This window comes from Flavobacterium panacagri (assembly GCF_030378165.1).
Lineage (GTDB): Bacteria > Bacteroidota > Bacteroidia > Flavobacteriales > Flavobacteriaceae > Flavobacterium > Flavobacterium panacagri.
This window is the reverse complement of the sequence record NZ_CP119766.1, coordinates 3,765,469-3,787,993: the sequence shown is the minus strand read 5'-3', so window position 1 is coordinate 3,787,993 and position 22,525 is coordinate 3,765,469. Positions and strand designations below refer to the sequence as shown.

Sequence of the window (22,525 nt, the reverse complement as noted above, 5' to 3'; positions counted from 1 at the left end):
TTTATTAAGGCAAAAATTGATATTGAAAACTATTCTATTCTAAAATTATCTGATAATGTAACTCCTTTTTTAATCACAACAATTCCGTCTTTTATACTGTATAATTCGTTAGTAAAATTATCCAAATGCTTTCCACCGCTAATGTGAACATTGTTTCCAATACGTACATTTTTATCTATCAAAGCATTTTGAATAAAACAATTTTCCCCAATACCAACATGAATTTTACTGATACTGCTTTCATGATTCAATTCGTCAAGATCCTGATAAAAATCATTCCCCATAACATAGCAGTTTTCCAAAACAGTTCCTTCTCCAATTCTAGAACGGATACCAATTACAGAACTTTTAATTTCTTTGGCATTTATGATGCATCCTTCTGAAATCAAAGATTGATTAATAATCGAATTTCTAAACTTTGATGGAGGTAATAATCTTGGTCTAGTGAAAATTTTATTCTCGTTATCAAATAAATTAAATTCTGGAATATCTGCTGTTAAACCAATATTTGCTTCGAAGAACGATTCAATGTTTCCAATATCTGTCCAATAACCTTCATATTGATAACTTAGTATTTTATGTTTTCCAACGGCTTGTGGAATAATTTCTTTTCCAAAATCTTTCGTTTCCTGGTTAGACATTAACTCCTCTAACAATGGTTTATTAAAAATGTAAATACCCATTGAAGCTAAATATTTTTTACCTTTCTCTTGCATATGTTCACTTACTTCCGATTCCCATTCTGGCAATAATGAAGCATGTGGTTTTTCTATAAAAGCGTGAATATTGTTTTCGTGATCGGTTTTAAGAATCCCGAATTCTGGTGCATCTTTAGCATTTACAGGCAGAGTTGCAATCGAAATTTCAGCATCGGCAGCAATATGAGCTTCCAGCATTTCATTAAAATCCATTTGATACAATTGATCTCCTGACAGAATTAAAGCATGATCAAAATCGTGTTTTAAAAAATGTGACATACATTGTCTTACGGCATCAGCGGTTCCCTGAAACCATGTCGGATTATCTGGGGTCTGTTCAGCAGCTAATATATCTACAAAGGACTGACTGAAAATACTAAAATTGAAAGTGTTTTTGATATGAGCATTTAAAGATGCAGAGTTAAACTGTGTTAAAACAAATATTTTAAAAATATCCGAATTAATACAATTAGAAATTGGAATATCGACCAGACGATATTTTCCACCGATTGGAACAGCCGGTTTAGATCTCGTTTCTGTTAATGGGAATAAACGTGATCCCTGTCCTCCTCCTAAAATAATAGCAACTACATTTTTCTTTTTAAATTTCATTTTTCTCAATTATTAAGGTGTATATTTCGATATATTCTTGGCAAACTCTCTCCCAGGAATGATCAGTTGACATTCCTCTTTGAACTACTTTATTGAAATTTATTTTATCATCGTACAATTTCACAGCTCGATTTATAGAATAACAGATATCTCCCACCGACGCCTGATCGTGACATATTCCATTTCCTTCATCTCCATAATCAATGACGGTATCTCGCAAACCTCCAGTTCTCCTAACAATTGGGATTGTTCCATATCGCATAGCATACATTTGATTCAAACCACAAGGCTCAACTCTGGATGGCATTAAAATATAATCTGAACCCGCATAAATCAAATGTGCCAATTCTTCATTATAACCTATAAAAACATTATAATTTCCTTTGTAATCATTTCGCAATTGTGTTAACTGTTCTTCTATTACGGCATTTCCTGAACCTAAAATCAGAATATTAATCTCTTCAAAATGTTCTGATAAAGCTAAAGCAGATGCTTGTGGTAATAAATCTCCGCCTTTTTCTTCAAACAAACGTCCAATAAAGCTAAAAAGTGGTTTTGAAGCATCCAGTTCAAACTGCTCACATAGCTTTTCTTTATTTTTCTGCTTCCCGGTTTCAAAATTTTCAATTGAATAATTTTCAGCTATCATTACATCTTTCAGTGGATTCCAAACTTCAAAATCAATTCCGTTCAAAATTCCTCTTGATTTATTGCGAACTGCCTGAAACAAGCTTTCCAACCCATTTGCCGCATTATTTATTTCATTCAGATAACTTGGAGAAACTGTTGTTACTGCATTCGCACATTTAATTCCGACAGCTAGTGAATTAATAGAATTATTCCATTCTAACAATCCAATATGTTTTAAATCGAACTCTGGCAGATAATACAATTTATCAAATCCAAACCAACCTTGATATAAGCCGTTATGAATAGTTATAACTGTCTTTACATTCTTGAGGGTTCCATATTTATAAGCCAACTGTAACATAAATGGAATTAATCCCGTATGATGATCATGACAATTGATTATATCAGGAATTTTATTTCGGGCTATAATCCAATCTAAAGTTGCGATCTGAAAAGACAAAAAACGTTCTATATCATCTTCGTATCCATAGACATTTGGGCGATTAAATAAATCATTAATTTCGATAAGATATAATTCATAACCCAATTTATCCGTAGTTTCTTTAAGAACGCTGAAAGGAAAATCAAAATTTCCAAGTTTCACTGTTCCCCAATGAACGCATTCAAAATCATTTTCTTTTCTAAATTTTGTATCATAACAAGGAACTACAACTCTAGCCTGATGACCTGCATTTGTCTGATATTTGGGTAATGCTCCAACAACATCAGCCAAACCACCGACTTTTGCCATAGGATAACACTCTGCACTTATATGAAAAATCTCCATCTCAGAAATTAATTTGCGATTATTTTTTACGAAACAATCATTAATATGCTACTTTTATCTTTTTTTTAAATTTAGCAAAAAAACAAGCAAAGTACTGCACTTAAACAAGTTTTATTGAAATGGCAAAAAAGGCAATTAATCCTATTAAATCATTAAAAATTCCACAGATAATTATACTATCTGCCAAGGTTTGTGCATTTGTATCGAAAAATCTCGCTACCAAATTTGCAGCGAAAATATTCACAACTCCAATAAAACATAAAGTTCCCAAACGAGAATTTGAGATGGATTCTAAAAGCTTACAGCAAGTCTTACAAGTCCCTGCCATTAATAAAAAGATCACAGTATATCACTATGGACAAAGTAAACGTAAAATACTACTAGTTCATGGCTGGTCTGGAAGAGGAACGCAGCTGTTTAAAATTGCTGACGAATTATTAAAACAGGGATATTCTACTATCAGTTTTGATGCTCCGGCTCACGGAAAATCAGAAGGAAGTACAACAATAATGTCCGAATTTATCACCTCTATTCTTGAAATTGACAAACAATTCGGCCCGTTTGAAATTGCAATCGGACATTCTTTAGGTGGTATGTCTGTTTTGAATGCTATTAAAGATGGTCTAAAAATTAATAAAGCCATTATAATTGGAAGCGGGGATATTGTACAAGATATTTTGGATGAGTTTATTTTAAAACTAAAGTTAAACAAGAAATTTAGTGAGCGTTTAAGAACATTTTTTGAAGATAAATATAAAGTGAAAATGGATGACTTTTCAGCCTATCGTGCAGCTCAAAAAGTAAAAATTCCTGTTTTAGTTATTCATGATAATGACGATCCTGAAGTCCTAGTAAAAGCAGGAATTCACATTCATCAAAACCTTGAAAATGGTTCCTTATTTCTAACTGATGGATTAGGACACAGAAAAATACTTGGAAATCAAAATGTTATCAAAAAAATATTAGAATTCATCAAAAACTAACTAACTTTATAGTTAACTATCTCAATATCAAAATTAAATAAATTTAATGATGGATTTATTTGGAGAAACAGAAAACTGGGAAACTAAATTAGAACCAATTTTAAAAAAATATAAAGGTAAAAAACACCCTTTGCATTATCAAAACACCTATCAGCTTTTGGTAATGGTAGTGTTATCTGCACAAGATTCTGACGCTAATATTAATTCAATTTCTCCTCTTTTATTTGAAAAATATCCAACGCTAAAAAGTCTATCTGAAACAAATTTGGAAGCTTTTATACCTTATATAAGTAAAGTTCGAAACTATTCCACTAAAGCACAATGGCTTTTGGATATTGCCAAGACAATAAAAGAGGATAAAAACATACCTCTAAATATGTCAGCTTTAACTGCTTTGAAAGGTATCGGAAGAAAATCTGCGAATGTAATTTTAAGAGAAACTCATCAGCCAGCCGAAGGTATAATTGCTGATTTACATGTTATAAGAGTAGCACCAAAAATTGGAATTATTAAAGAATCCAAAGACGGCAATAAGGTGGAAAAAGACTTGATGCAGGTTTTACCAAAAAATATCTGGTCAGAAATTGGAATGGCGATTTCTTTTTTAGGAAGAGAAACCTGCAGACCAAAACCAAAATGTGAAGAATGTCTTCTAACGGATATCTGTTTGTATTATTCTACTGAATATCAGAAAAATTAATATTATTTCCTTCTTGTATCAATTAAATAAATAATTTTCCAATTATCTTTTTCTTTAAACAAAGTGAAGGTATTTACACCTGAATGAGTTAATTTATCATTTATGTAAAATTCATAAGGAGCCCAAACATGAGCCATAACTCCATCAATCTGTATATTATAACTTAATATCTTTTCTTGAAATTTCATACTTAACGGTATAGACACTATTGCTTTATAAAATGCAGTCGCACTTTCATTAGATAATTTATTGCCTTTTGCAGAGTTTTCACTAATTGACTGCAAAATCATTTTATCTGCACAGACGGTTTTAATTTTTGCAGAATCTCTTTGATGGAATCCTTCAAAAAAAACTTCTATACACTTTTGAACCTCTTGCTTTTGCGCATTACAAATTATGCCAAGAAACAGAAAATATAAAAGGAAATAAGTTCTCATAAGTAAGTAAAATATAATTATACGCCAAATTGAGTAAAGTGATGATCTAAATGTTTTGCGAACAAATTATTCCATTCTTTAGCACTTAATTTCCCAAAAGAAAGAGATTCTTTCCCTTCAAACACGTTCTCACCTAATTCTCGAGTTTTATTGATATAAGATATAAGCCTCTTCTTTTCAAGGTTAAAATCACGATTTCCATTTATAATAAATTGAGGTGCCGTTCTTATATTTTTTGGATAAGGAGTTTCATCAACTACTTTCTTTTTTACGAAAGATTTTAAAATTAATCTTAGAAAAGCATTAGGCTTTGGATGTACATTATCATAAACCATTTCATAGGTTACATTACAATGAGCCAGCATTTGATCAACGCTCATCTTTCCCCAAAGTGGCTGTGAATCTGATTGCAGCTTATTAATACGATTAATGAATTGTTCACAATCTTCTACAAGAAAAATATTTTGCATGATTAATAATTTAGTTCAATAAATAAGATTATAAAAATAGAAAAATTACGTTTAAATTCTTACGCTTATAAATTTTATGCACCAAATCTTTGTTTAATCACTACTTTTTAATCAATATAACGTCTATCTGTGGATCTAGCCGTTTGCTGTACAGAAACTGCGGCTGAAAAAGCCCTGTTTTTCCAAATCTGGAGATGCCGCTCCCATCCCAGGAGCATCAGCATTACAAGGACTTTCCATATTTCCCGCATATAAAAATCTACATTTAAACCCCGGAAATTAACACAGACAGCTTCTGTGTTCTTTATAACCGTACAGCATAAAGATAACTCCCCGCATTCTCTGCGCAAGAAATAAAAAAATGATATAAAACAAAAAACCCCGTTTCGTAAGAAACAGGGTTTTCAAAAGAAAGGCGACGACATACTCTCCCACAATGATGCAGTACCATCTGCGCAGGCGGGCTTAACTTCTCTGTTCGGGATGGGAAGAGGTGAGCCCCGCCGCAATAACCACCTTAAGGTTTTCAGTAATTAATATCTAATTACCTTCCGCGTGCGGACAATATTTTAACATACTGAGATAAAGAAACATAAGTTTTTTAAGAAAGTTCCTTCTCTCCCGTCTGGGACGGGAGAGAAAAATTATGTACATAAGCTTACGGATTATTAGTACTACTCGACTATGACATTACTGCCTTTACATCTATAGCCTATCAACGTGGTCATCTTCCACGATCCTTAAAAGAAATCTCATCTTGTGGTGGGTTTCGCGCTTATATGCTTTCAGCGCTTATCCCTTCCAAACGTAGCTACTCTGCGGTGCCCCTGGCGGGACAACAGATACACCAGCGGTTTGTCCAATTCGGTCCTCTCGTACTAGAATCAGATCCACTCAAATTTCTAACGCCCGCAGTAGATAGAGACCGAACTGTCTCACGACGTTCTGAACCCAGCTCGCGTGCCACTTTAATGGGCGAACAGCCCAACCCTTGGGACCTTCTCCAGCCCCAGGATGTGACGAGCCGACATCGAGGTGCCAAACCCCCCCGTCGATATGAGCTCTTGGGGGAGATCAGCCTGTTATCCCCGGCGTACCTTTTATCCTTTGAGCGATGGCCCTTCCATGCGGAACCACCGGATCACTATGCTCTACTTTCGTACCTGATCGACCTGTATGTCTCTCAGTCAAGCTCCCTTATGCCATTGCACTCTACGCACGGTTACCAAGCGTACTGAGGGAACCTTTAGAAGCCTCCGTTACTCTTTTGGAGGCGACCACCCCAGTCAAACTACCCACCAAGCAATGTCCCCCGATACTCGGGGTTAGGCCTCAGATAAACAAAGGGTTGTATTTCAACAATGACTCCAGAGCGCCTGGCGACGCCCCTTCAAAGTCTCCAACCTATCCTACACATCATTTATCCAAGGTCAATACTAAGCTATAGTAAAGGTGCACAGGGTCTTTTCGTCCCACTGCGGGTAAACGGCATCTTCACCGTTACTACAATTTCACCGAGCTCATGGCTGAGACAGTGTCCAGATCGTTACACCATTCGTGCAGGTCGGAACTTACCCGACAAGGAATTTCGCTACCTTAGGACCGTTATAGTTACGGCCGCCGTTTACTGGGGCTTCAATTCAATGCTTCTCCGAAGATAACATCTCCTCTTAACCTTCCAGCACCGGGCAGGTGTCAGGCCCTATACTTCATCTTACGATTTTGCAGAGCCCTGTGTTTTTGATAAACAGTCGCCTGGACCTCTTCACTGCGGCCACGCCTGAGCGTGGCGACCTTTCTCCCGAAGTTACAGGTCTATTTTGCCTAATTCCTTAGCCATGAATCTCTCGAGCACCTTAGGATTCTCTCCTCAACTACCTGTGTCGGTTTACGGTACTGGTACTAATTACCTGAAGTTTAGAGGTTTTTCTTGGAAGCCCTTAGGCGCACTATCTCTTTGTCCGAAGACTCCGAGTACTATCGTATTTCACCAAAACCTGCGGATTTGCCTACAGGTCTTATAGCTAGGTACTTCAACGAACTATTCCGTCAGTCCGCGGCGCTTTCATCACTCCGTCACCCCATCACAGTAATTAGTAGTACGGGAATATTAACCCGTCGGCCATCGACTGTCCCTTTCGGGTTCGCCTTAGGTCCAGACTAACCCACAGCTGATTAGCATAGCTGTGGAAACCTTAGTTTTTCGGTGTGCGGGTTTCTCGCCCGCATTATCGTTACTTATGCCTACATTTTCTTTTCTGACCGGTCCAGCATACCTTACGGCACACCTTCTGCCCTGTCAGAATGCTCCCCTACCACTTGCAGTAAACTGCAAATCCATAGCTTCGGTAATATGTTTATGCCCGATTATTATCCATGCTCGTCCGCTCGACTAGTGAGCTGTTACGCACTCTTTAAATGAATGGCTGCTTCCAAGCCAACATCCTAGCTGTCTGGGCAGACAAACCTCGTTCTTTCAACTTAACATATATTTGGGGACCTTAGCTGATGGTCTGGGTTCTTTCCCTCTCGGACTTGGACCTTAGCACCCAAGCCCTCACTGCTGGCAAACATTATACAGCATTCGGAGTTTGTCAGGAATTGGTAGGCGGTGAAGCCCCCGCATCCAATCAGTAGCTCTACCTCTGTATAACTATGTCCAGCGCTGCACCTAAATGCATTTCGGGGAGTACGAGCTATTTCCGAGTTTGATTGGCCTTTCACCCCTACCCACAGGTCATCCGAAGACTTTTCAACGTCAACCGGTTCGGTCCTCCACTGTGTGTTACCACAGCTTCAACCTGCCCATGGGTAGATCACACGGTTTCGCGTCTAACACTGCCGACTAAAGCGCCCTATTCAGACTCGCTTTCGCTGCGGATCCATACCTGAAGTACTTATCCTTGCCGGCAACGTTAACTCGTAGGCTCATTATGCAAAAGGCACGCCGTCACCCCACTTAAGGGCTCCGACCGCTTGTAAGCGCATGGTTTCAGGATCTATTTCACTCCGTTATTCACGGTTCTTTTCACCTTTCCCTCACGGTACTGGTTCACTATCGGTCTCTCAGGAGTATTTAGCCTTAGCGGATGGTCCCGCCGAATTCAGACAGGGTTTCACGTGCCCCGCCCTACTCAGGATACTGCTGTCCATTACACTTGTTGCCCATACGGGGCTGTCACCCTCTACGGCGTTCCTTTCCAGAAACTTCCGGTTCCTTGTGCATGAAGTAGCGCAGTCCTACAACCCCACCCATGCCGTAACATGGATGGTTTGGGCTAATCCGCGTTCGCTCGCCACTACTTACGGAATCACTTTTGTTTTCTTCTCCTCCGCCTACTTAGATGTTTCAGTTCAGCGGGTTTGCCCACCTATCGGTGTGCTATATCTTCAATATAGCGGGTTGCCCCATTCGGATATCTGCGGATCAGTCTGTGTGTGCCAGTCCCCGCAGCTTTTCGCAGCTTATCACGTCCTTCATCGCCTCTGAGAGCCTAGGCATCCCCCATGCGCCCTTATTTTGCTTATTGTACCAATCCTGTTAATTAAAACAGGACCGTTTTTTTTGTTTTTATTATTGCTAATAAAAACGCTTTCTACTTTCTTATTATTTTCTTATCTCAATATGTCAATGAACTTTTATTTACTTCTCTGAGTAAATTCGTGGAGAATAACGGAGTCGAACCGTTGGCCTCCTGCGTGCAAGGCAGGCGCTCTAGCCAGCTGAGCTAATCCCCCGTTTTTTCAGTATGCAGTTAACAGTTTTCAGTTAACAGTTCAAAACGGTTCACTAAAAGTGCAACTCAACCTCTAAAATTTCCTTTTCCTAAGCCAAATAGTAGTCCCGGGCAGACTCGAACTGCCGACCCCTACATTATCAGTGTAGTACTCTAACCAGCTGAGCTACGAGACTCTGTTTTACTTAAGTTTTATCATTTTTTTAAATTAACAGCAAGAGTAATACAATCTTAAATCCAAAACCTTATTTAAGGCATCTTATTTCCCTGACGTGCATCAATGCTAACGGTCAGGGCTCTAGAAAGGAGGTGTTCCAGCCGCACCTTCCGGTACGGCTACCTTGTTACGACTTAGCCCTAGTTACCAGTTTTACCCTAGGCAGCTCCTTGCGGTCACCGACTTCAGGCACCCCCAGCTTCCATGGCTTGACGGGCGGTGTGTACAAGGCCCGGGAACGTATTCACCGGATCATGGCTGATATCCGATTACTAGCGATTCCAGCTTCACGGAGTCGAGTTGCAGACTCCGATCCGAACTGTGACCGGCTTTATAGATTCGCTCCTGGTCGCCCAGTGGCTGCTCTCTGTACCGGCCATTGTAGCACGTGTGTAGCCCAAGGCGTAAGGGCCGTGATGATTTGACGTCATCCCCACCTTCCTCACAGTTTGCACTGGCAGTCTTGTTAGAGTTCCCGACTTGACTCGCTGGCAACTAACAACAGGGGTTGCGCTCGTTATAGGACTTAACCTGACACCTCACGGCACGAGCTGACGACAACCATGCAGCACCTTGTAGACTGTCTTGCGAAAGTTCTGTTTCCAAAACGGTCAGTCTGCATTTAAGCCTTGGTAAGGTTCCTCGCGTATCATCGAATTAAACCACATGCTCCACCGCTTGTGCGGGCCCCCGTCAATTCCTTTGAGTTTCAAACTTGCGTTCGTACTCCCCAGGTGGGATACTTATCACTTTCGCTTAGCCACTGAAGTTGCCCCCAACAGCTAGTATCCATCGTTTACGGCGTGGACTACCAGGGTATCTAATCCTGTTCGCTACCCACGCTTTCGTCCATCAGCGTCAATCCATCAGTAGTAACCTGCCTTCGCAATTGGTATTCCATGTAATCTCTAAGCATTTCACCGCTACACTACATATTCTAGTTACTTCCTGATAATTCAAGTCCTGCAGTATCAATGGCCGTTCCATCGTTGAGCGATGGGCTTTCACCACTGACTTACAGGACCGCCTACGGACCCTTTAAACCCAATGATTCCGGATAACGCTTGGATCCTCCGTATTACCGCGGCTGCTGGCACGGAGTTAGCCGATCCTTATTCTTACGATACCGTCAAGCCTCTACACGTAGAGGTGTTTCTTCTCGTACAAAAGCAGTTTACAATCCATAGGACCGTCATCCTGCACGCGGCATGGCTGGTTCAGGCTTGCGCCCATTGACCAATATTCCTCACTGCTGCCTCCCGTAGGAGTCTGGTCCGTGTCTCAGTACCAGTGTGGGGGATCTCCCTCTCAGGACCCCTACCCATCGTTGCCTTGGTAAGCCGTTACCTTACCAACTAGCTAATGGGACGCATGCTCATCTTTCACCGTTGTGACTTTAATAGTGTGTTGATGCCAACTCACTATACTATGAGGTATTAATCCAAATTTCTCTGGGCTATCCCTCTGTGAAAGGCAGATTGCATACGCGTTACGCACCCGTGCGCCGGTCTCTGCACCCGAAGATGCATACCCCTCGACTTGCATGTGTTAAGCCTGCCGCTAGCGTTCATCCTGAGCCAGGATCAAACTCTTCATCGTATATTTTTATATTATTTATGCGATGCCTTATCTATCGGTTCTTTCCGAATCTTACGATTCTATTACTCTTATTCTTTTCTGTTCTGAAATCTCTTTCAGAACGGCTGTCAATTCAATATGTCTACGAACGTGTATTTCTTTTTTATCTCCGCCTGTATCTCAAAGCGGGTGCAAAACTAAAAATTCTTTTTGTTTCCTGCAAGGAAAATTTGAAAATTTTTGAAACTTTTTTTTCGTTTCATTTCTTCAGCATTCCCTCCCAATCTTTCAGTGAACTTCCCGTATTTGCGGGGTGCAAATGTAAAACGCTTTTCCCAATCCTGCAAGACTTTTTTAATCTTTTTTTTCGAAAATCTCTTTTCTCTTTCTGATCAGTCTCCTGCCGGTATTGCTGTGAACGTCTTCGCTTCTGCGGGTGCAAAAGTAGAACCTTTTTCCGCTTCTGCAAGCTTTTTATCCGCCTTTTTTTGTTCTTTTTACAATCTTTTTCTTAACTCACTGGCAACAGATTCTTTACGGATTCTTTTTTTTTAAATCTTGTGCGGTTTTTGTTCGTCTGAATGCGTTTTCAACAAAAAACAAATAAAAACAAAGCTATCTTTTATATATATTGCAATAACTGACAGGTGAAAAATGAAATATTCAAAATATACTCCTTTAAAAGAAATGACAAATCAACTTCTATATTAAACAATTTTTTAATTCTACCATATATACAGGTGTGAGTAAGTACTTTGAAAGGAAATCTCTGGTTTTAATTCAACAAAACATAATAATGCATGCTGTACAAACACCTCACTGGATTACCATCTTTTATTGCCGGAATCCAATTTGGAGATAACTTTAAAACTCTTTCTAATTCTTTACCTGAACCATAGCCAAAATCACGAAGTATTTTTATCTCAGATAAGCTTCCATCTTTTTCAATTCTCATAGTTCCAAAAATCCCTCCATAAGCTTCCTCTTTAATCATTTTTTCAGAAAGAACATAATTCTTCTTTATAAAAGCATTAAACTTATCGGTGCCTCCTGGGTATTTAGGTAAAATTTCTACCGCTCCTGATGCATAAACTTCATTATCTACTTTCTTCGTTTTATTTTCATTCTTTTCCGATTCTACTGGTTTTTGAGGCTCACTCGATCTTTTATTCTCATACTTCTTAGCGAGATCTATTTCTTCGAAAGCAGGATCCCATTTACGGTCAAATGTTTTTCCTAAAAAACGATACGAAATTTCATCTGCTATCTTTACAAGCCAAAAGCCCTCTAAATTTTTAAATAAATAAAAATCTGACATTGGTATTGGATCATTACCACAGAAACCACGTCTATATCCTGAAAAAGAAGCCAGCAATTCTATATCTGCACTTTTAATAATCTTTACATTTCTACAGTACAAATAGTTTTTATCGATTAAGAAAATACTGAAAGTCCGCGCAGATTTTACGTCAACGTCTTTAAGCTTTTTTATTTCGTTATTTCTCTCTATATAATAAAGAACAACATTTTTATCTTTATAATACTTATTTTTTTGATCCATTGGCACAAATGTCTCCGCATCCAATCCCGTTCTTTTATTATTACAATAAATATGATTGTTCATTTTATAAAAAATATAATCAATAACAACCTTATTAGAACCATCAAAATCATCAACATCCTTTTTTTGTCTTTTTGCTAATGCGATCTGTTTTTCATTTAAGTCTTCGTACAAAGATTTTGTGCGAGTTGCATAAGCCTGATTTTTATAAAATACAATTCCACTATAATAATTATAAGCAGTATTTAAGTTGTTTACCTTTTTGGTGTATTTAAAAGGCAGTCCTTCAATTATATATTTTTTCGATTCCGGATCAAACACTAATTCGTAGATTCCATTTTTATCATAAAAACAAGAAGAATTGAAAAAAAATCCGAAAGATGGTAGATCAATTTTTTTATCGATTTTTTCTCCATCTTTAAAAATACTTTTTCCATCAGTAATATAACGATCTTGATTGCCAACGCTCCAGACTTTAATTCTACTTGTTTTATCAAGTCGCATTGCTGTTTTACTACCTCTGTAATATACATCATTTTTATACCTTGTGTAATTTCTGGAAAGAGCGCTTAAGAATTCGGGACGCATATCTTCGACTAGATTACCTCTCCTAAAAACAAAGTTATTTGTTTTAAAAAAATCATAATTGACATATTGATAAGGCTTTTCACCGAAGGAAGCTATCTCGCCCTTAGAATAAATATAATTTTTATCATGGCATAAATCGTTCATATCTGTATTAGCCGTTGCGCCATCAGAACCTTCTATCTTTTTATCGAAGTAATAAATATAATTTTTATCCTTATAATATTGATCTTTGTCTTCTAAGGTAAAAACCCTAGATGGATTAGACTGAAATGTCGCCGCATCAATATCTTTTAATTCTGTTTTGTTTTTAAAGACTTTGTATTTTGTTTTCCAAAGTATGTCTTTTTCTTTATTCATTCCCAAAGCAACGAAACCACTTGTATCAATTTTTAAGAATTCTCCTTTAATATACATTCCGTTCTTATCAAATGCAAAACCAGATACTTTTTGATTGCTTATTCTAAAAGAAGCTAAGTCAGGATAAAAAACCATATGTGTACAAAAATCTTGATAAACAACATAATCTTTATTAACGATATATGTCGGATTTTCGATAAAATTGCACCCTTTAGATCCATATTCTACTTTTAAAACAGCGTCTTCCAATGCAGGAATACTAGTATTTTGACAGCTAAGAAATAATAAAAAACAAACGGTTATAAAAAATACTCTTATCATAAGTTTTCTGTTTAATAGATAGAACTTAATATTTTCATATATCTCAAAATTATTTCAATGTTTGAATATTGAATAAGAACAACTATTAATGAAGTCGCTACATTAATTCTTTAATAGAGTCCTTTAACAAATCAACAACAATCTATACTCCCCTTCATTTTCTCTAGGCGCTCTATGAACGCAAGGCAACACTTGTTGTTTTGGATGATCTACAGCCAGTCGCCAAAGGTGTCCTAATCCTAAATTAATAGGTACTGCATTTTCATGAAGCTGATAGTGCAAATCGAAATAATTCTCTTTTAAAAAGTCTTCGAATTCTTCGTCTGATCCATCATGGAGTTTTTTTAACTTTACGCGGATTTCTGGAATTAGAATCTTTTGCTCTGCCTGGGAATTCGAAACAATATCACTTGCTGCGCCATAATAGGTACATAAAAAAGTATCTGTTGCAATAGGAGAACGATCTACATGAAACGAATAAACATCAGTAGATATAAAATCAAATTCATCATCACGTTCGTAACACTTCAGTAAATTAAGAGAAGGTGAAGCTCCAAAATCAGTTAATAATCGTAAATCATTTAAGATTATTTCTCTTGCTATTTTTCCTTTTTCTGAAAGTTGAAGCGCGATTAAATCTTCAGCCGAAATTTCTGTTATATTTTCTTTTAAAGATAACTTAGCAACTATCTCCTTAAAATCGCCATTCAAATTTCTATGCCAGCAAATTGCATTCATCTCTCCTTTGAAATTGGTATGCACAAGATCAGAGAAAGTAGAAACTACTCTAATTTGGTCACTGTTAGAAAATTTTTGGCTCATGGTATAAAATTATGTAATAGCTCGTTGAATGAAATTCTTTTTTAAACACATAGAAACATAGAATTTCTTTATGGTAAAGTCGTTTCACTTTTAATAAAACACAGAGTTCTATGTTTTAGAAACCAGTTCTTTTTGTTTTCTTTTTTAGATAAAGAATTGACTATGTTTCTATCTGTTTAAAATTATTCCTCAATGCATCAAAAGTTTTACATACAGTAAAAATTCTTTATTTTTTAATTTTAAAAACTTTATAAAACACAAAAAGAATCCCGAGCCAAATAGGAATTAATTCTACCGATATTTTCATATTTGTCATCCACATAATGGATAAAATGCTCAATAAAAACACAAAACAGATATAATTGCTTACGGGATAAAATAGAGATGCGAACTTAGTTTTGATGTTTTCTTTATCTTTTGTACGTCTAAATTGCAGATGCGTATACGAAATCATAACCCAGTTAATAACTAAGCACGATACTACTAAAGACATTAAAATACTAAAAGCCTCTTCAGGAATTACTTTATTGATTAAAATACAGATTGCTGCAAAACAAGATGAAATTAAAATAGCATTAACCGGAACCGATTGTTTGTTTAGTTTCTTTAGAAACTTAGGCGCACTGCCTTGATCAGCTAAACCAAATAACATGCGAGAGTTGCTGTAAACACTGCTATTATAAACAGATAAAGCAGCAGTTAAAACAATTAGATTAAGCACATTGGCAATAAGACGTGTAAAATAGATTTTATTCCCAAAAAACTCAAATTCCATTCCGTTTAAGTTTTGAAAAACCATCACAAACGGACTACTGTCTGTCGTAATTTGTCTCCAAGGCGACAAGGCAAATAAAATAACCAATGCACCAACATAAAATATCAAGATTCTATAAATAACCTGATTGGTTGCCTTTGGAATGTTTTTTTCTGGATTTTCTGCTTCGGCTGCCGTAATTCCAATTAGTTCTAATCCTCCAAAAGAAAACATAATCAGTGCCATTGCCGACAGTAGACCTTGAAAATCTCCGGTTGCCGTTTTTTCAAAAATACCTTTTGGAAAGAAACCTCCATCATTATACAAATTATGAATCGATGCGTGCTCCCCTCCTGTTCCACTTACCAATAAGTAAGTACCAAAAAGAATCATGGCAATAATAGCTGCCACTTTTATGATGGAGAACCAAAATTCAGTTTCTCCATACACTTTTACAGAAGCAAAATTCAACGCATTAATGACTAAAAAGAAAAACAAACTGGATGCCCACAACGGAATTTCGGGCCACCAAAACTGTACATAAACACCAATGGCTGTAAGTTCGGCCATACTTACTAAAATGTATAAAATCCAGTAATTCCAGCCCGATGCAAAACCTGCAAAAGAACCGCAATATTTATAAGCAAAATAGCTGAAACTTCCTGATACAGGTTCTTCTACAACCATTTCACCAAGCTGTCTCATAATAAAAAAAGCGATAATTCCAGCAATTGCATATCCTAAAATAACAGATGGTCCTGCCAGTACTGCTGCCGGCCCAATACCAAGGAAAAGACCTGTTCCTATAGATCCTCCTAAAGCAATTAATTGAATGTGGCGATTAGTCAGCCCACGTTTAAGCTGGCTGTCTTCTACATTTTTATGTTCTTTTTTCACAGATTAGATTTTTAAATGAGTGGAATGTACTCATAAATGTATAAACGGCGAAGATAAGTTAAAAAAGGAATCGCACAAAGTATGTACGGTGCTAAACTTCGATTAGATGACTCTTTAATTTGAGAAGTTTTCAAGTTTAGGTATTAAAGAACAAATTCAGAATCATGCCAATTCTTAGCAACTATTTCTACTTGCCAAATTATGCTTGGAAATTTTTTTAAAAGAAAGGAAAATCAATATAGAATACTATTCTTCCATTTTTCTAAATAATCTCTTCATCGATTCTGGATCGATTGTATTCATGTCAATCAATTTTAATGACTTTACCATTTTTAGAGTTGTTGTTTTATATTTTAAAAAATGGGATGTTTTTAAATGTGATTGATAAGCATCGTTATCATGATATATTTCTAATATTCTTATTTGGGTTGAATCTTTTTTTTGATATAAAGGAAATATCGCCAATACACCAGGTTCTAATTCTACAGAAGCAGAAGATTCTTCTTTTAATATCGCTTTATATTCCGATAAATATTCGGGAAAAACTTCAATTTCCGAAATGCGCACCATCATCTCTTTTTTTTGTGCTAATACACTATTGGTAAAAAACATAGCCATAAATATTAAATAAAAGAACTTACTTTTTGAAAAACTACTTTGAAAATTACACTTCATTTTTTTTTTATCATTCATTTTAATTACTCTTTTTACCTATTCTCCAATACTTTCGCTAAAGTAATTTTAACAATTTCTGATTGTTCTTTTCCAATTTGTTTTTCAATAATTGTACTCAATTCCATTATTTCTTCTTTTGTAATTCCTGTATTCAATCCCATCGAAATATGTGCCTGCAATTGAGGTTCTACACCAAAGATCGCAGATAATGTTGAAATAGTTACGAACTCACGCTGACGGTAATTGAGTACATCGCGACTAAAAATATCCGCAAATAAATGTTCTTTCAAAAAAACATCTATAATCGGTGCAAAAGTATTCGTCCCAGTTTTTGGTCCAACTTCTTCTCTTCCTGTCAATTTTTGCAATGTTTCTTTTCCAACCTTGTATTTATCAGCTGTGTACGCAATTGGAGATGCTTCTTTTCCTTCAATATCTTTCTTTCCATTCGCTTTTCTGTTTTCCAAAACCTGCATAAAAGTATTGATTGCATTTAGACTTCTTGGAAAACCGCAATAAGCGTAAAGCTGCACTAATGCTTCTTTAATTTCGTTTATGGTAAGTCCTGAATCTAGACCTTCATTTAACTGTATTTGAAGTCCTTTAATATTTCCTACGGCAGACAATGCGCAAATACCTGCCATACTTTGCTGATGCGCATTTAGATTTTTATATTGTGCGTTCATTGTTTTGATATTTACTAAAAGAACTATAAAAAATAGGTTTCTGAACTTTTTAAGTCTTTTCATTTTTCAAATTATTGGTTTGCTTCTAAATATTCTGAATCACTTACAGGATTCAACCACACAGCATTTACTTCTCCTTCATAATTAGTAATGGCAATATGAACCATTTTTGAATTTGCCGAAGCTCCATGCCAATGTTCTACATTTTCTGGAATATTTATAATAGCTCCTTTTTTAATGGTTTGTGCTGGTTTTCCTTTTTCCTGATATAAACCTGATCCTTCAGTAACTATTAATACTTGTCCTTTAGGATGTGTGTGCCAATTTGTTCTCGCTCCAGATTCAAAAGTTACACTTCCTATTACAAAGTCGTTGTTTTTGTCTTTCGCTAAAAGCAACTTTAAATAAGCATCTCCTGTAAAATATCCGTTTGTTAGTTTTTCGCCTTTAGCAAAAAGTGGTGTTGTGTTTTCTGTACTCATTTTTTGTTCAATTATTTTGTTATTACACGATGACAATATCATTAATGCTATTAAAATTAGTCTTTTAGCAATAATTTTAATCAAAGAATTCGTTTTTACTTTTTGAAATATCATAAGAATGATTTTTGACAAGATCTTTTTTTTAGCAAATTTCGCCACTATTCTTTTCTTTGATTGTAGACAGAATACAGATTTATTTACCACTTTTACTGATATGGCCTGCAATACGAAATCGGATGATTTAGTTTCTTTAAATTTGTATCTTAATTTGTTAGATCATGGAAGAGGTTGAAAGAATAGATACAGTTAAACAATATAATGACACTATTGGGGTTGATACGCTGCATCCTCTGGTTAGTGTTATTAATTTTGATGAAATACCGACTTATCAATATTTTCGACGTTATATGGGCGTTTACGCAGTTTTTCTCAAATATATCAAATGTGGAGATATGCGTTACGGCTGCCAGCCTTATGATTATGAAGATGGAACCTTAGTTTTTATAGCGCCTGGACAGGTTTACGGAATTGACAGCAAGGGTAAATTAATAAAACCTGCTGGGAAAGCATTGATATTTCATCCCGATTTAATTGCAGGAACATCTCTTGGAAAACACATCAAGGAATATTCTTTTTTTTCTTATGAAGTGAATGAAGCACTGCACTTATCTAAAAAAGAAAGAGCGACTGTTAACGATTGCTTCGAAAAGATTGCAGCTGAAATTGATTTGAATATTGACAAACACAGTAAAACACTAATTGTATCGAATATTGAGCTTTTTCTAAATTACTGTATGCGTTATTATGATCGTCAATTTATAACGCGAAATAATGTCAATAAAGATATTTTAGTTCGTTTTGAAGATCTACTCAATACCTATTTCAAATCAGAAATGCCAAGAAAGTTAGGATTACCAAGTGTTGCATGGTGTGCCGAACAATTGAATTTATCTTCTAACTATTTTGGAGATCTAATCAAGAAAGAAACCGGAAATACAGCCTTGGATTACATCCAATCTAAACTGATTGATGAAGCAAAATCTAAAATATTTGATCCTTCTAAATCTATAAATGAAATAGCTGATGAACTGGGATTTAAATACCAACAGCATTTTACTCGTCTTTTTAAACAAAGAACTGGAATGACTCCAAATGAATATAAAAACTCTTAATTTACTTTATAGAGTCTCTTCTTCTTGAATTCGTACGTGTTGTATTTAGTGTATCTCTTTCTCTAGATCGGCGGCGTTCTTCTGGTTTTAAATTTTTGAGTTCACTTTCTTCTGCAAAACTGGTATCTTCCTTAAATTTTCCAGTAGAAATTTCAAAATCTTCCGCAGTACCTGTAATTTTCATTGGAATATTGATAAGTCCCATCGGTGGAAGCCCTAATCGGAAACCTACATTTATTTTTCCGTCCATTGTTACCTGACCTTCCAGTTTCCCTCTAAAACCAGCCATTTTCATAGTCGTCGGCGTAATTGTCATTACATTGTTTTTAATGGTCGAATGAATGGCAATTTTATTAAAGGAAGCTTTTTCTAAATCGGCTGCATCTGCTTTTTTGGCTACGTTATTTAAAAGTTTAAAGTTTTTAAATTTAATGTCTTCCAGAGTCAGTGTTCCTTCTCCATCAATAGATTTAAAATCAATATCCATATTTCGGTCAATACTTCCTCCAAGCTGATAATCAACTGAAACCAAACCGTAGGCATCTTTAGCCATAGAAACCAGTTCTGCAAAAATTGGAATCTCTTTATATGCACGCTGAATATCAAAATTACTGGCTTTAAAATTTGCATTATATTTTGCTAATAAACGGTGCTGGGCTTTATAATCTCCCGTCATTTCTATTTTGGTGCCCGCCATATTAAAAGCCGCCTGAGTTACCTGAACTTTGCGCTCGTTCACGACAAGATTTCCAACAAAATCATTAATCTTATACGTATCAAACTCTAAATCGTTAACCTTTGCTGCAATCTTTAAATCGGCTGTTCGTGGAATTCTAATAACGAAGTTTTTGTTTTTATCATTACTGTTTTTATTAATCGTGGCTACAGCTGTAGAATCCGTTTTTTGCGCTTCTTCGGCCTCGGCTTTCTGATCGGTATATTTTGCAATCATGTCAAAAAACTCATTGGCATTAATATGATTACTGGAAAGTTCAATATCCGCTTTTAGCTTTTCATTAGATTGCTGCAAATACTTTCTATTAAAAAGATAACGCAAAACATTATGGATATAACCATTTAAAACAATATCAGATTTACCATAAGTAGCGCTAATTTGTTCGAAACGCATTTTATCCTTAAAAAACTTAAAGGTTCCCTTAGAAACTTGAAACGGTTCTGGAAACATAGCACTCTTGATTACTAAATTCCTAGCTTCGAGTTTTCCGCCATTTTTAATATTGTCGTAGTTTTTGACATCTAAATCTTTCTTAGAGCCTTTAGCAATAAGATTGGTTTGGATTATTCCTGAAACCGTAACATCCTTTACTGGAAATATCTGGGTTAATTTACCAATATCCAGTGTTCCCTGCGTTTTGATATTATACACTAAATCGTAAAGATTAGTAACCTCTCCTTCTACTTTAAAAGGCGATCCTGCTAAAACAAATTCAGCTGGCTGTAATTTTACATTTAAATCTTCTCCGGTACCTCTATTACTGCTTACAGCAGCACTCACATTTATATTTTCAATAGGAATGTTTGGAAATTTAAGTGATTTTAAATAGCCGTTTTTAATATTTACGATGGTTTTCGATGACGGATATTTTTTTTGCTTACGGTTTAAAACCCCGTGCATACTTACCTTTAAATTCAAATCACCTTTGACTTCCAAGCTGTCCAAAGGATAAAATTGATGTATGGTGGCTAAGTTAATTTTAGATTCCAATTCGGTATCAACCGTAAAAGGATATAATTTATGAAGTTCGAATTGTCCATGAATAAAATTGCCCAAAGCCTCTGCATTCAAATTGCTTATTTTTCCTGAAACATTTCGTAAAATACTGTCTTTAGCCGTTAAACTCAGATTCAGATTAACATTTTTTATTGCGTCAGGTGTTTTGGTATTTTTTAAATAGCCATTTTTTAAGCTTAGGTTCAGCTGAAACTTCGGAATACTTTTAATTATGGTATCTATTTTATTCAAACGCGGACTAAATCCTAAATCTCTTAAAAATGTACCATCGGCTTTTAAGTCAAGTGCAATATTGCCAAGAATATCATTATCGTTCAGATTCAGTGCCTCTTTAAATTTCGCAGCATCTAAATCAGCTTTTATTGCCGTTTTAATCTTTAACTTCTTAAAACCTTCTGAATGGAAATTAACCGTTGTTTTCTTTTTATCCAGATTAAACGAAAGATTATCCAAATCAAATTTCAACTTATTAATATCTAAATCTCTAACCAAAGCTTTGGCAGAAATATTAATATCTTTTACTGGCTCTTTAATTTTTTTATAAGCAATCGTACCGCTGTTAATTTGTAAATCTGCTGAAACAACTGGTTTTTCGGATTGATCCTGCATGTATTTACCGCGTGCAAAAATTCCAAAATTAATATTACCCGTAATCGTCATTTGTTCGCGCCACTGATCATAAGCCGGCGGTACAAGCGACAACATTTCTTCTAACGTAGAATTTTTAGAAATCATACGTAAATCAAAATCATAACCTCCTTTAATGAAAGCAAAATAACCATTAAACGAAAAAGGAAAATTTTTAATTCGAATAGCATTTCGCTCAAACTTAAATTTAAGTGCTTTAGTATCAATGTAAGTAACAATCTCAGCATTTATAGGTTTACTGCGCACATAATCGACTCCAGCCACACTAAAATCAAACGTTTTTATTTTTACATTAGAATTTAGATCAAAAAAATCGGCACTTAAGTCACCTGTTCCTTTATAGTTAAGATCCTGAACTTTAAACTTTAAAAGGGTACTTTTATCATTGTATACAATATTCGTTTTGTTGATAACGACTTTCTTTATCTTAAATTCTGTTTGAGTTGTATCTACAGGAGCTTTAGAAGGTTTTACGATATTAAAGTTTGCATGTCCTTTTGGATCTATTTCAAGGTTTAAATTAGCATCATCCAAATAAACGGCATCTAAAACTATTTTCCCTTTTAGTAAACTATAAAAATTGACTCCAACAGCTGCCGTTTCTGCCTTAACCACATTTGGCGAAGTAAATTGATTTTTTTTGTTTACGATGCTGACATTTTTAGCATAGAGAATAATTGCCGGAAAATGTTTGAAAGCAGAAAGGCCAATTTCATCAAAACGGACTTCTGCATCCAGCTTTTCATTCGCTAAGCTTTCTATCTTGCCTGTTATTTCATCTTTAAAAAAATAAGGAACAATGGTCAGGACTAGTACTAAAAGAAAAATTAGGGTCGCAATAACAATTGCCGCTTTTTTTAGAAACTTTTTAATCATTAGGTGGGGCTTATATTTTAAGATTTTAAAAATAGATATTTAATAACCGCTGCTAGGTATTGGATTTAATATTAACTCAAAAAT

14 protein-coding genes, 2 tRNA genes and 3 rRNA genes are annotated in these 22,525 nt (G+C 35.7%); 3 read left to right on the top strand and 16 right to left on the bottom strand.

The genetic code is table 11. From position 1 onward, the window contains the following. Positions 1-29: 29 nt before the first annotated feature. The gene (locus P2W65_RS16600; RefSeq protein ID WP_179002043.1) at positions 30-1,310 is read right to left on the bottom strand and encodes a glucose-1-phosphate adenylyltransferase; all 1,281 of its coding nucleotides are present in this window, start codon (positions 1,308-1,310) and stop codon (positions 30-32) included. Further along, a complete protein-coding gene (locus tag P2W65_RS16595; protein WP_289659228.1) occupies positions 1,300-2,727 on the bottom strand; it encodes a glycogen synthase in 1,428 nt (475 codons plus the stop codon). The genes P2W65_RS16600 and P2W65_RS16595 overlap by 11 nt, the downstream gene beginning before the upstream one ends. A 119-nt stretch (positions 2,728-2,846) precedes the next feature. Here P2W65_RS16595 and P2W65_RS16590 point away from each other — a divergent pair, with 119 nt between their 5' ends. Next, positions 2,847-3,710: an alpha/beta hydrolase gene (locus P2W65_RS16590; protein ID WP_289659226.1), complete on the top strand. Its 864-nt coding sequence runs from the start codon at positions 2,847-2,849 to the stop codon at positions 3,708-3,710. 46 nt (positions 3,711-3,756) lie between these two features. After that, on the top strand, positions 3,757-4,410 hold the full coding sequence (locus tag P2W65_RS16585; RefSeq protein WP_289659224.1) for an endonuclease III domain-containing protein: 654 nt from the start codon (positions 3,757-3,759) through the stop codon (positions 4,408-4,410). Positions 4,411-4,412: 2 nt separating this feature from the next. Here the strand turns inward: P2W65_RS16585 and P2W65_RS16580 are convergent, their stop codons facing one another. The 13 genes from P2W65_RS16580 to P2W65_RS16520 form a co-directional block, all read right to left on the bottom strand. Next, positions 4,413-4,847, bottom strand: coding sequence for a nuclear transport factor 2 family protein (locus P2W65_RS16580; RefSeq protein ID WP_289659222.1), 435 nt, complete (start codon positions 4,845-4,847; stop codon positions 4,413-4,415). A gap of 17 nt (positions 4,848-4,864) precedes the next feature. Then, a complete protein-coding gene (locus P2W65_RS16575; RefSeq protein WP_289659220.1) occupies positions 4,865-5,317 on the bottom strand; it encodes a DUF1569 domain-containing protein in 453 nt (150 codons plus the stop codon). A 410-nt stretch (positions 5,318-5,727) separates the two neighbouring features. Beyond that, positions 5,728-5,837 (bottom strand): 5S ribosomal RNA (gene rrf, locus P2W65_RS16570). Positions 5,838-5,965: 128 nt separating this feature from the next. Beyond that, positions 5,966-8,847 (bottom strand): 23S ribosomal RNA (locus P2W65_RS16565). Between the two features lie 134 nt (positions 8,848-8,981). Beyond that, positions 8,982-9,055 (bottom strand) — tRNA-Ala (locus tag P2W65_RS16560). Between the two features lie 101 nt (positions 9,056-9,156). After that, positions 9,157-9,230, bottom strand: a tRNA-Ile gene (locus P2W65_RS16555). 126 nt (positions 9,231-9,356) lie between these two features. Continuing rightward, positions 9,357-10,870: ribosomal RNA gene (locus P2W65_RS16550) — 16S ribosomal RNA — on the bottom strand. The 16S, 23S and 5S rRNA genes sit together here with 2 tRNA genes alongside, the layout of an rRNA operon. 754 nt (positions 10,871-11,624) lie before the next feature. Then, positions 11,625-13,676 (bottom strand): DKNYY domain-containing protein, encoded by a 2,052-nt coding sequence (locus P2W65_RS16545; protein WP_289659218.1) that lies wholly within the window; start codon positions 13,674-13,676, stop codon positions 11,625-11,627. 123 nt (positions 13,677-13,799) lie between these two features. Further along, entirely contained in the window at positions 13,800-14,498 is a 699-nt protein-coding gene (locus P2W65_RS16540) for a DUF1826 domain-containing protein (RefSeq protein ID WP_289659216.1), read from the bottom strand. A 226-nt stretch (positions 14,499-14,724) separates the two neighbouring features. Beyond that, positions 14,725-16,149 carry an amino acid permease gene (locus P2W65_RS16535; protein ID WP_289659214.1) on the bottom strand — a complete coding sequence of 475 codons (1,425 nt, stop codon included), beginning with the start codon at positions 16,147-16,149 and terminating at the stop codon, positions 14,725-14,727. Between the two features lie 246 nt (positions 16,150-16,395). After that, positions 16,396-16,842 carry a putative quinol monooxygenase gene (locus P2W65_RS16530; RefSeq protein ID WP_289659212.1) on the bottom strand — a complete coding sequence of 149 codons (447 nt, stop codon included), beginning with the start codon at positions 16,840-16,842 and terminating at the stop codon, positions 16,396-16,398. Between the two features lie 14 nt (positions 16,843-16,856). Continuing rightward, entirely contained in the window at positions 16,857-17,573 is a 717-nt protein-coding gene (locus P2W65_RS16525) for a carboxymuconolactone decarboxylase family protein (protein ID WP_289659210.1), read from the bottom strand. An 8-nt stretch (positions 17,574-17,581) separates the two neighbouring features. Next, positions 17,582-17,992 carry a (R)-mandelonitrile lyase gene (locus tag P2W65_RS16520; RefSeq protein ID WP_289659208.1) on the bottom strand — a complete coding sequence of 137 codons (411 nt, stop codon included), beginning with the start codon at positions 17,990-17,992 and terminating at the stop codon, positions 17,582-17,584. A 278-nt stretch (positions 17,993-18,270) separates the two neighbouring features. On the opposite strand from P2W65_RS16520, the gene P2W65_RS16515 reads away from it, so the two are divergent. Next, a complete protein-coding gene (locus P2W65_RS16515) occupies positions 18,271-19,164 on the top strand; it encodes a helix-turn-helix domain-containing protein (protein WP_289659206.1) in 894 nt (297 codons plus the stop codon). 1 nt (position 19,165) lies between these two features. On the opposite strand, the gene P2W65_RS16510 is transcribed toward P2W65_RS16515, so the two are convergent. Beyond that, entirely contained in the window at positions 19,166-22,441 is a 3,276-nt protein-coding gene (locus P2W65_RS16510) for an AsmA family protein (protein ID WP_289659204.1), read from the bottom strand. Positions 22,442-22,525 lie beyond the last annotated feature (84 nt).

Bases quoted from the DNA above. Each gene is read 5' to 3' on its own strand.
- P2W65_RS16540 (WP_289659216.1), bottom strand. From the start codon at position 14,498: ATGAGCCAAAAATTTTCTAACAGTGACCAAATTAGAGTAGTTTCTACT.
- P2W65_RS16590 (WP_289659226.1), top strand. From the start codon at position 2,847: ATGGCAAAAAAGGCAATTAATCCTATTAAATCATTAAAAATTCCACAG.
- P2W65_RS16520 (WP_289659208.1), bottom strand. From the start codon at position 17,992: ATGAGTACAGAAAACACAACACCACTTTTTGCTAAAGGCGAAAAACTA.
- P2W65_RS16580 (WP_289659222.1), bottom strand. From the start codon at position 4,847: ATGAGAACTTATTTCCTTTTATATTTTCTGTTTCTTGGCATAATTTGT.
- P2W65_RS16585 (WP_289659224.1), top strand. From the start codon at position 3,757: ATGATGGATTTATTTGGAGAAACAGAAAACTGGGAAACTAAATTAGAA.
- P2W65_RS16510 (WP_289659204.1), bottom strand. From the start codon at position 22,441: ATGATTAAAAAGTTTCTAAAAAAAGCGGCAATTGTTATTGCGACCCTA.
- P2W65_RS16595 (WP_289659228.1), bottom strand. From the start codon at position 2,727: ATGGAGATTTTTCATATAAGTGCAGAGTGTTATCCTATGGCAAAAGTC.
- P2W65_RS16515 (WP_289659206.1), top strand. From the start codon at position 18,271: ATGGAAGAGGTTGAAAGAATAGATACAGTTAAACAATATAATGACACT.
- P2W65_RS16530 (WP_289659212.1), bottom strand. From the start codon at position 16,842: ATGAATGATAAAAAAAAAATGAAGTGTAATTTTCAAAGTAGTTTTTCA.
- P2W65_RS16600 (WP_179002043.1), bottom strand. From the start codon at position 1,310: ATGAAATTTAAAAAGAAAAATGTAGTTGCTATTATTTTAGGAGGAGGA.
- P2W65_RS16525 (WP_289659210.1), bottom strand. From the start codon at position 17,573: ATGAAAAGACTTAAAAAGTTCAGAAACCTATTTTTTATAGTTCTTTTA.
- P2W65_RS16575 (WP_289659220.1), bottom strand. From the start codon at position 5,317: ATGCAAAATATTTTTCTTGTAGAAGATTGTGAACAATTCATTAATCGT.
- P2W65_RS16545 (WP_289659218.1), bottom strand. From the start codon at position 13,676: ATGATAAGAGTATTTTTTATAACCGTTTGTTTTTTATTATTTCTTAGC.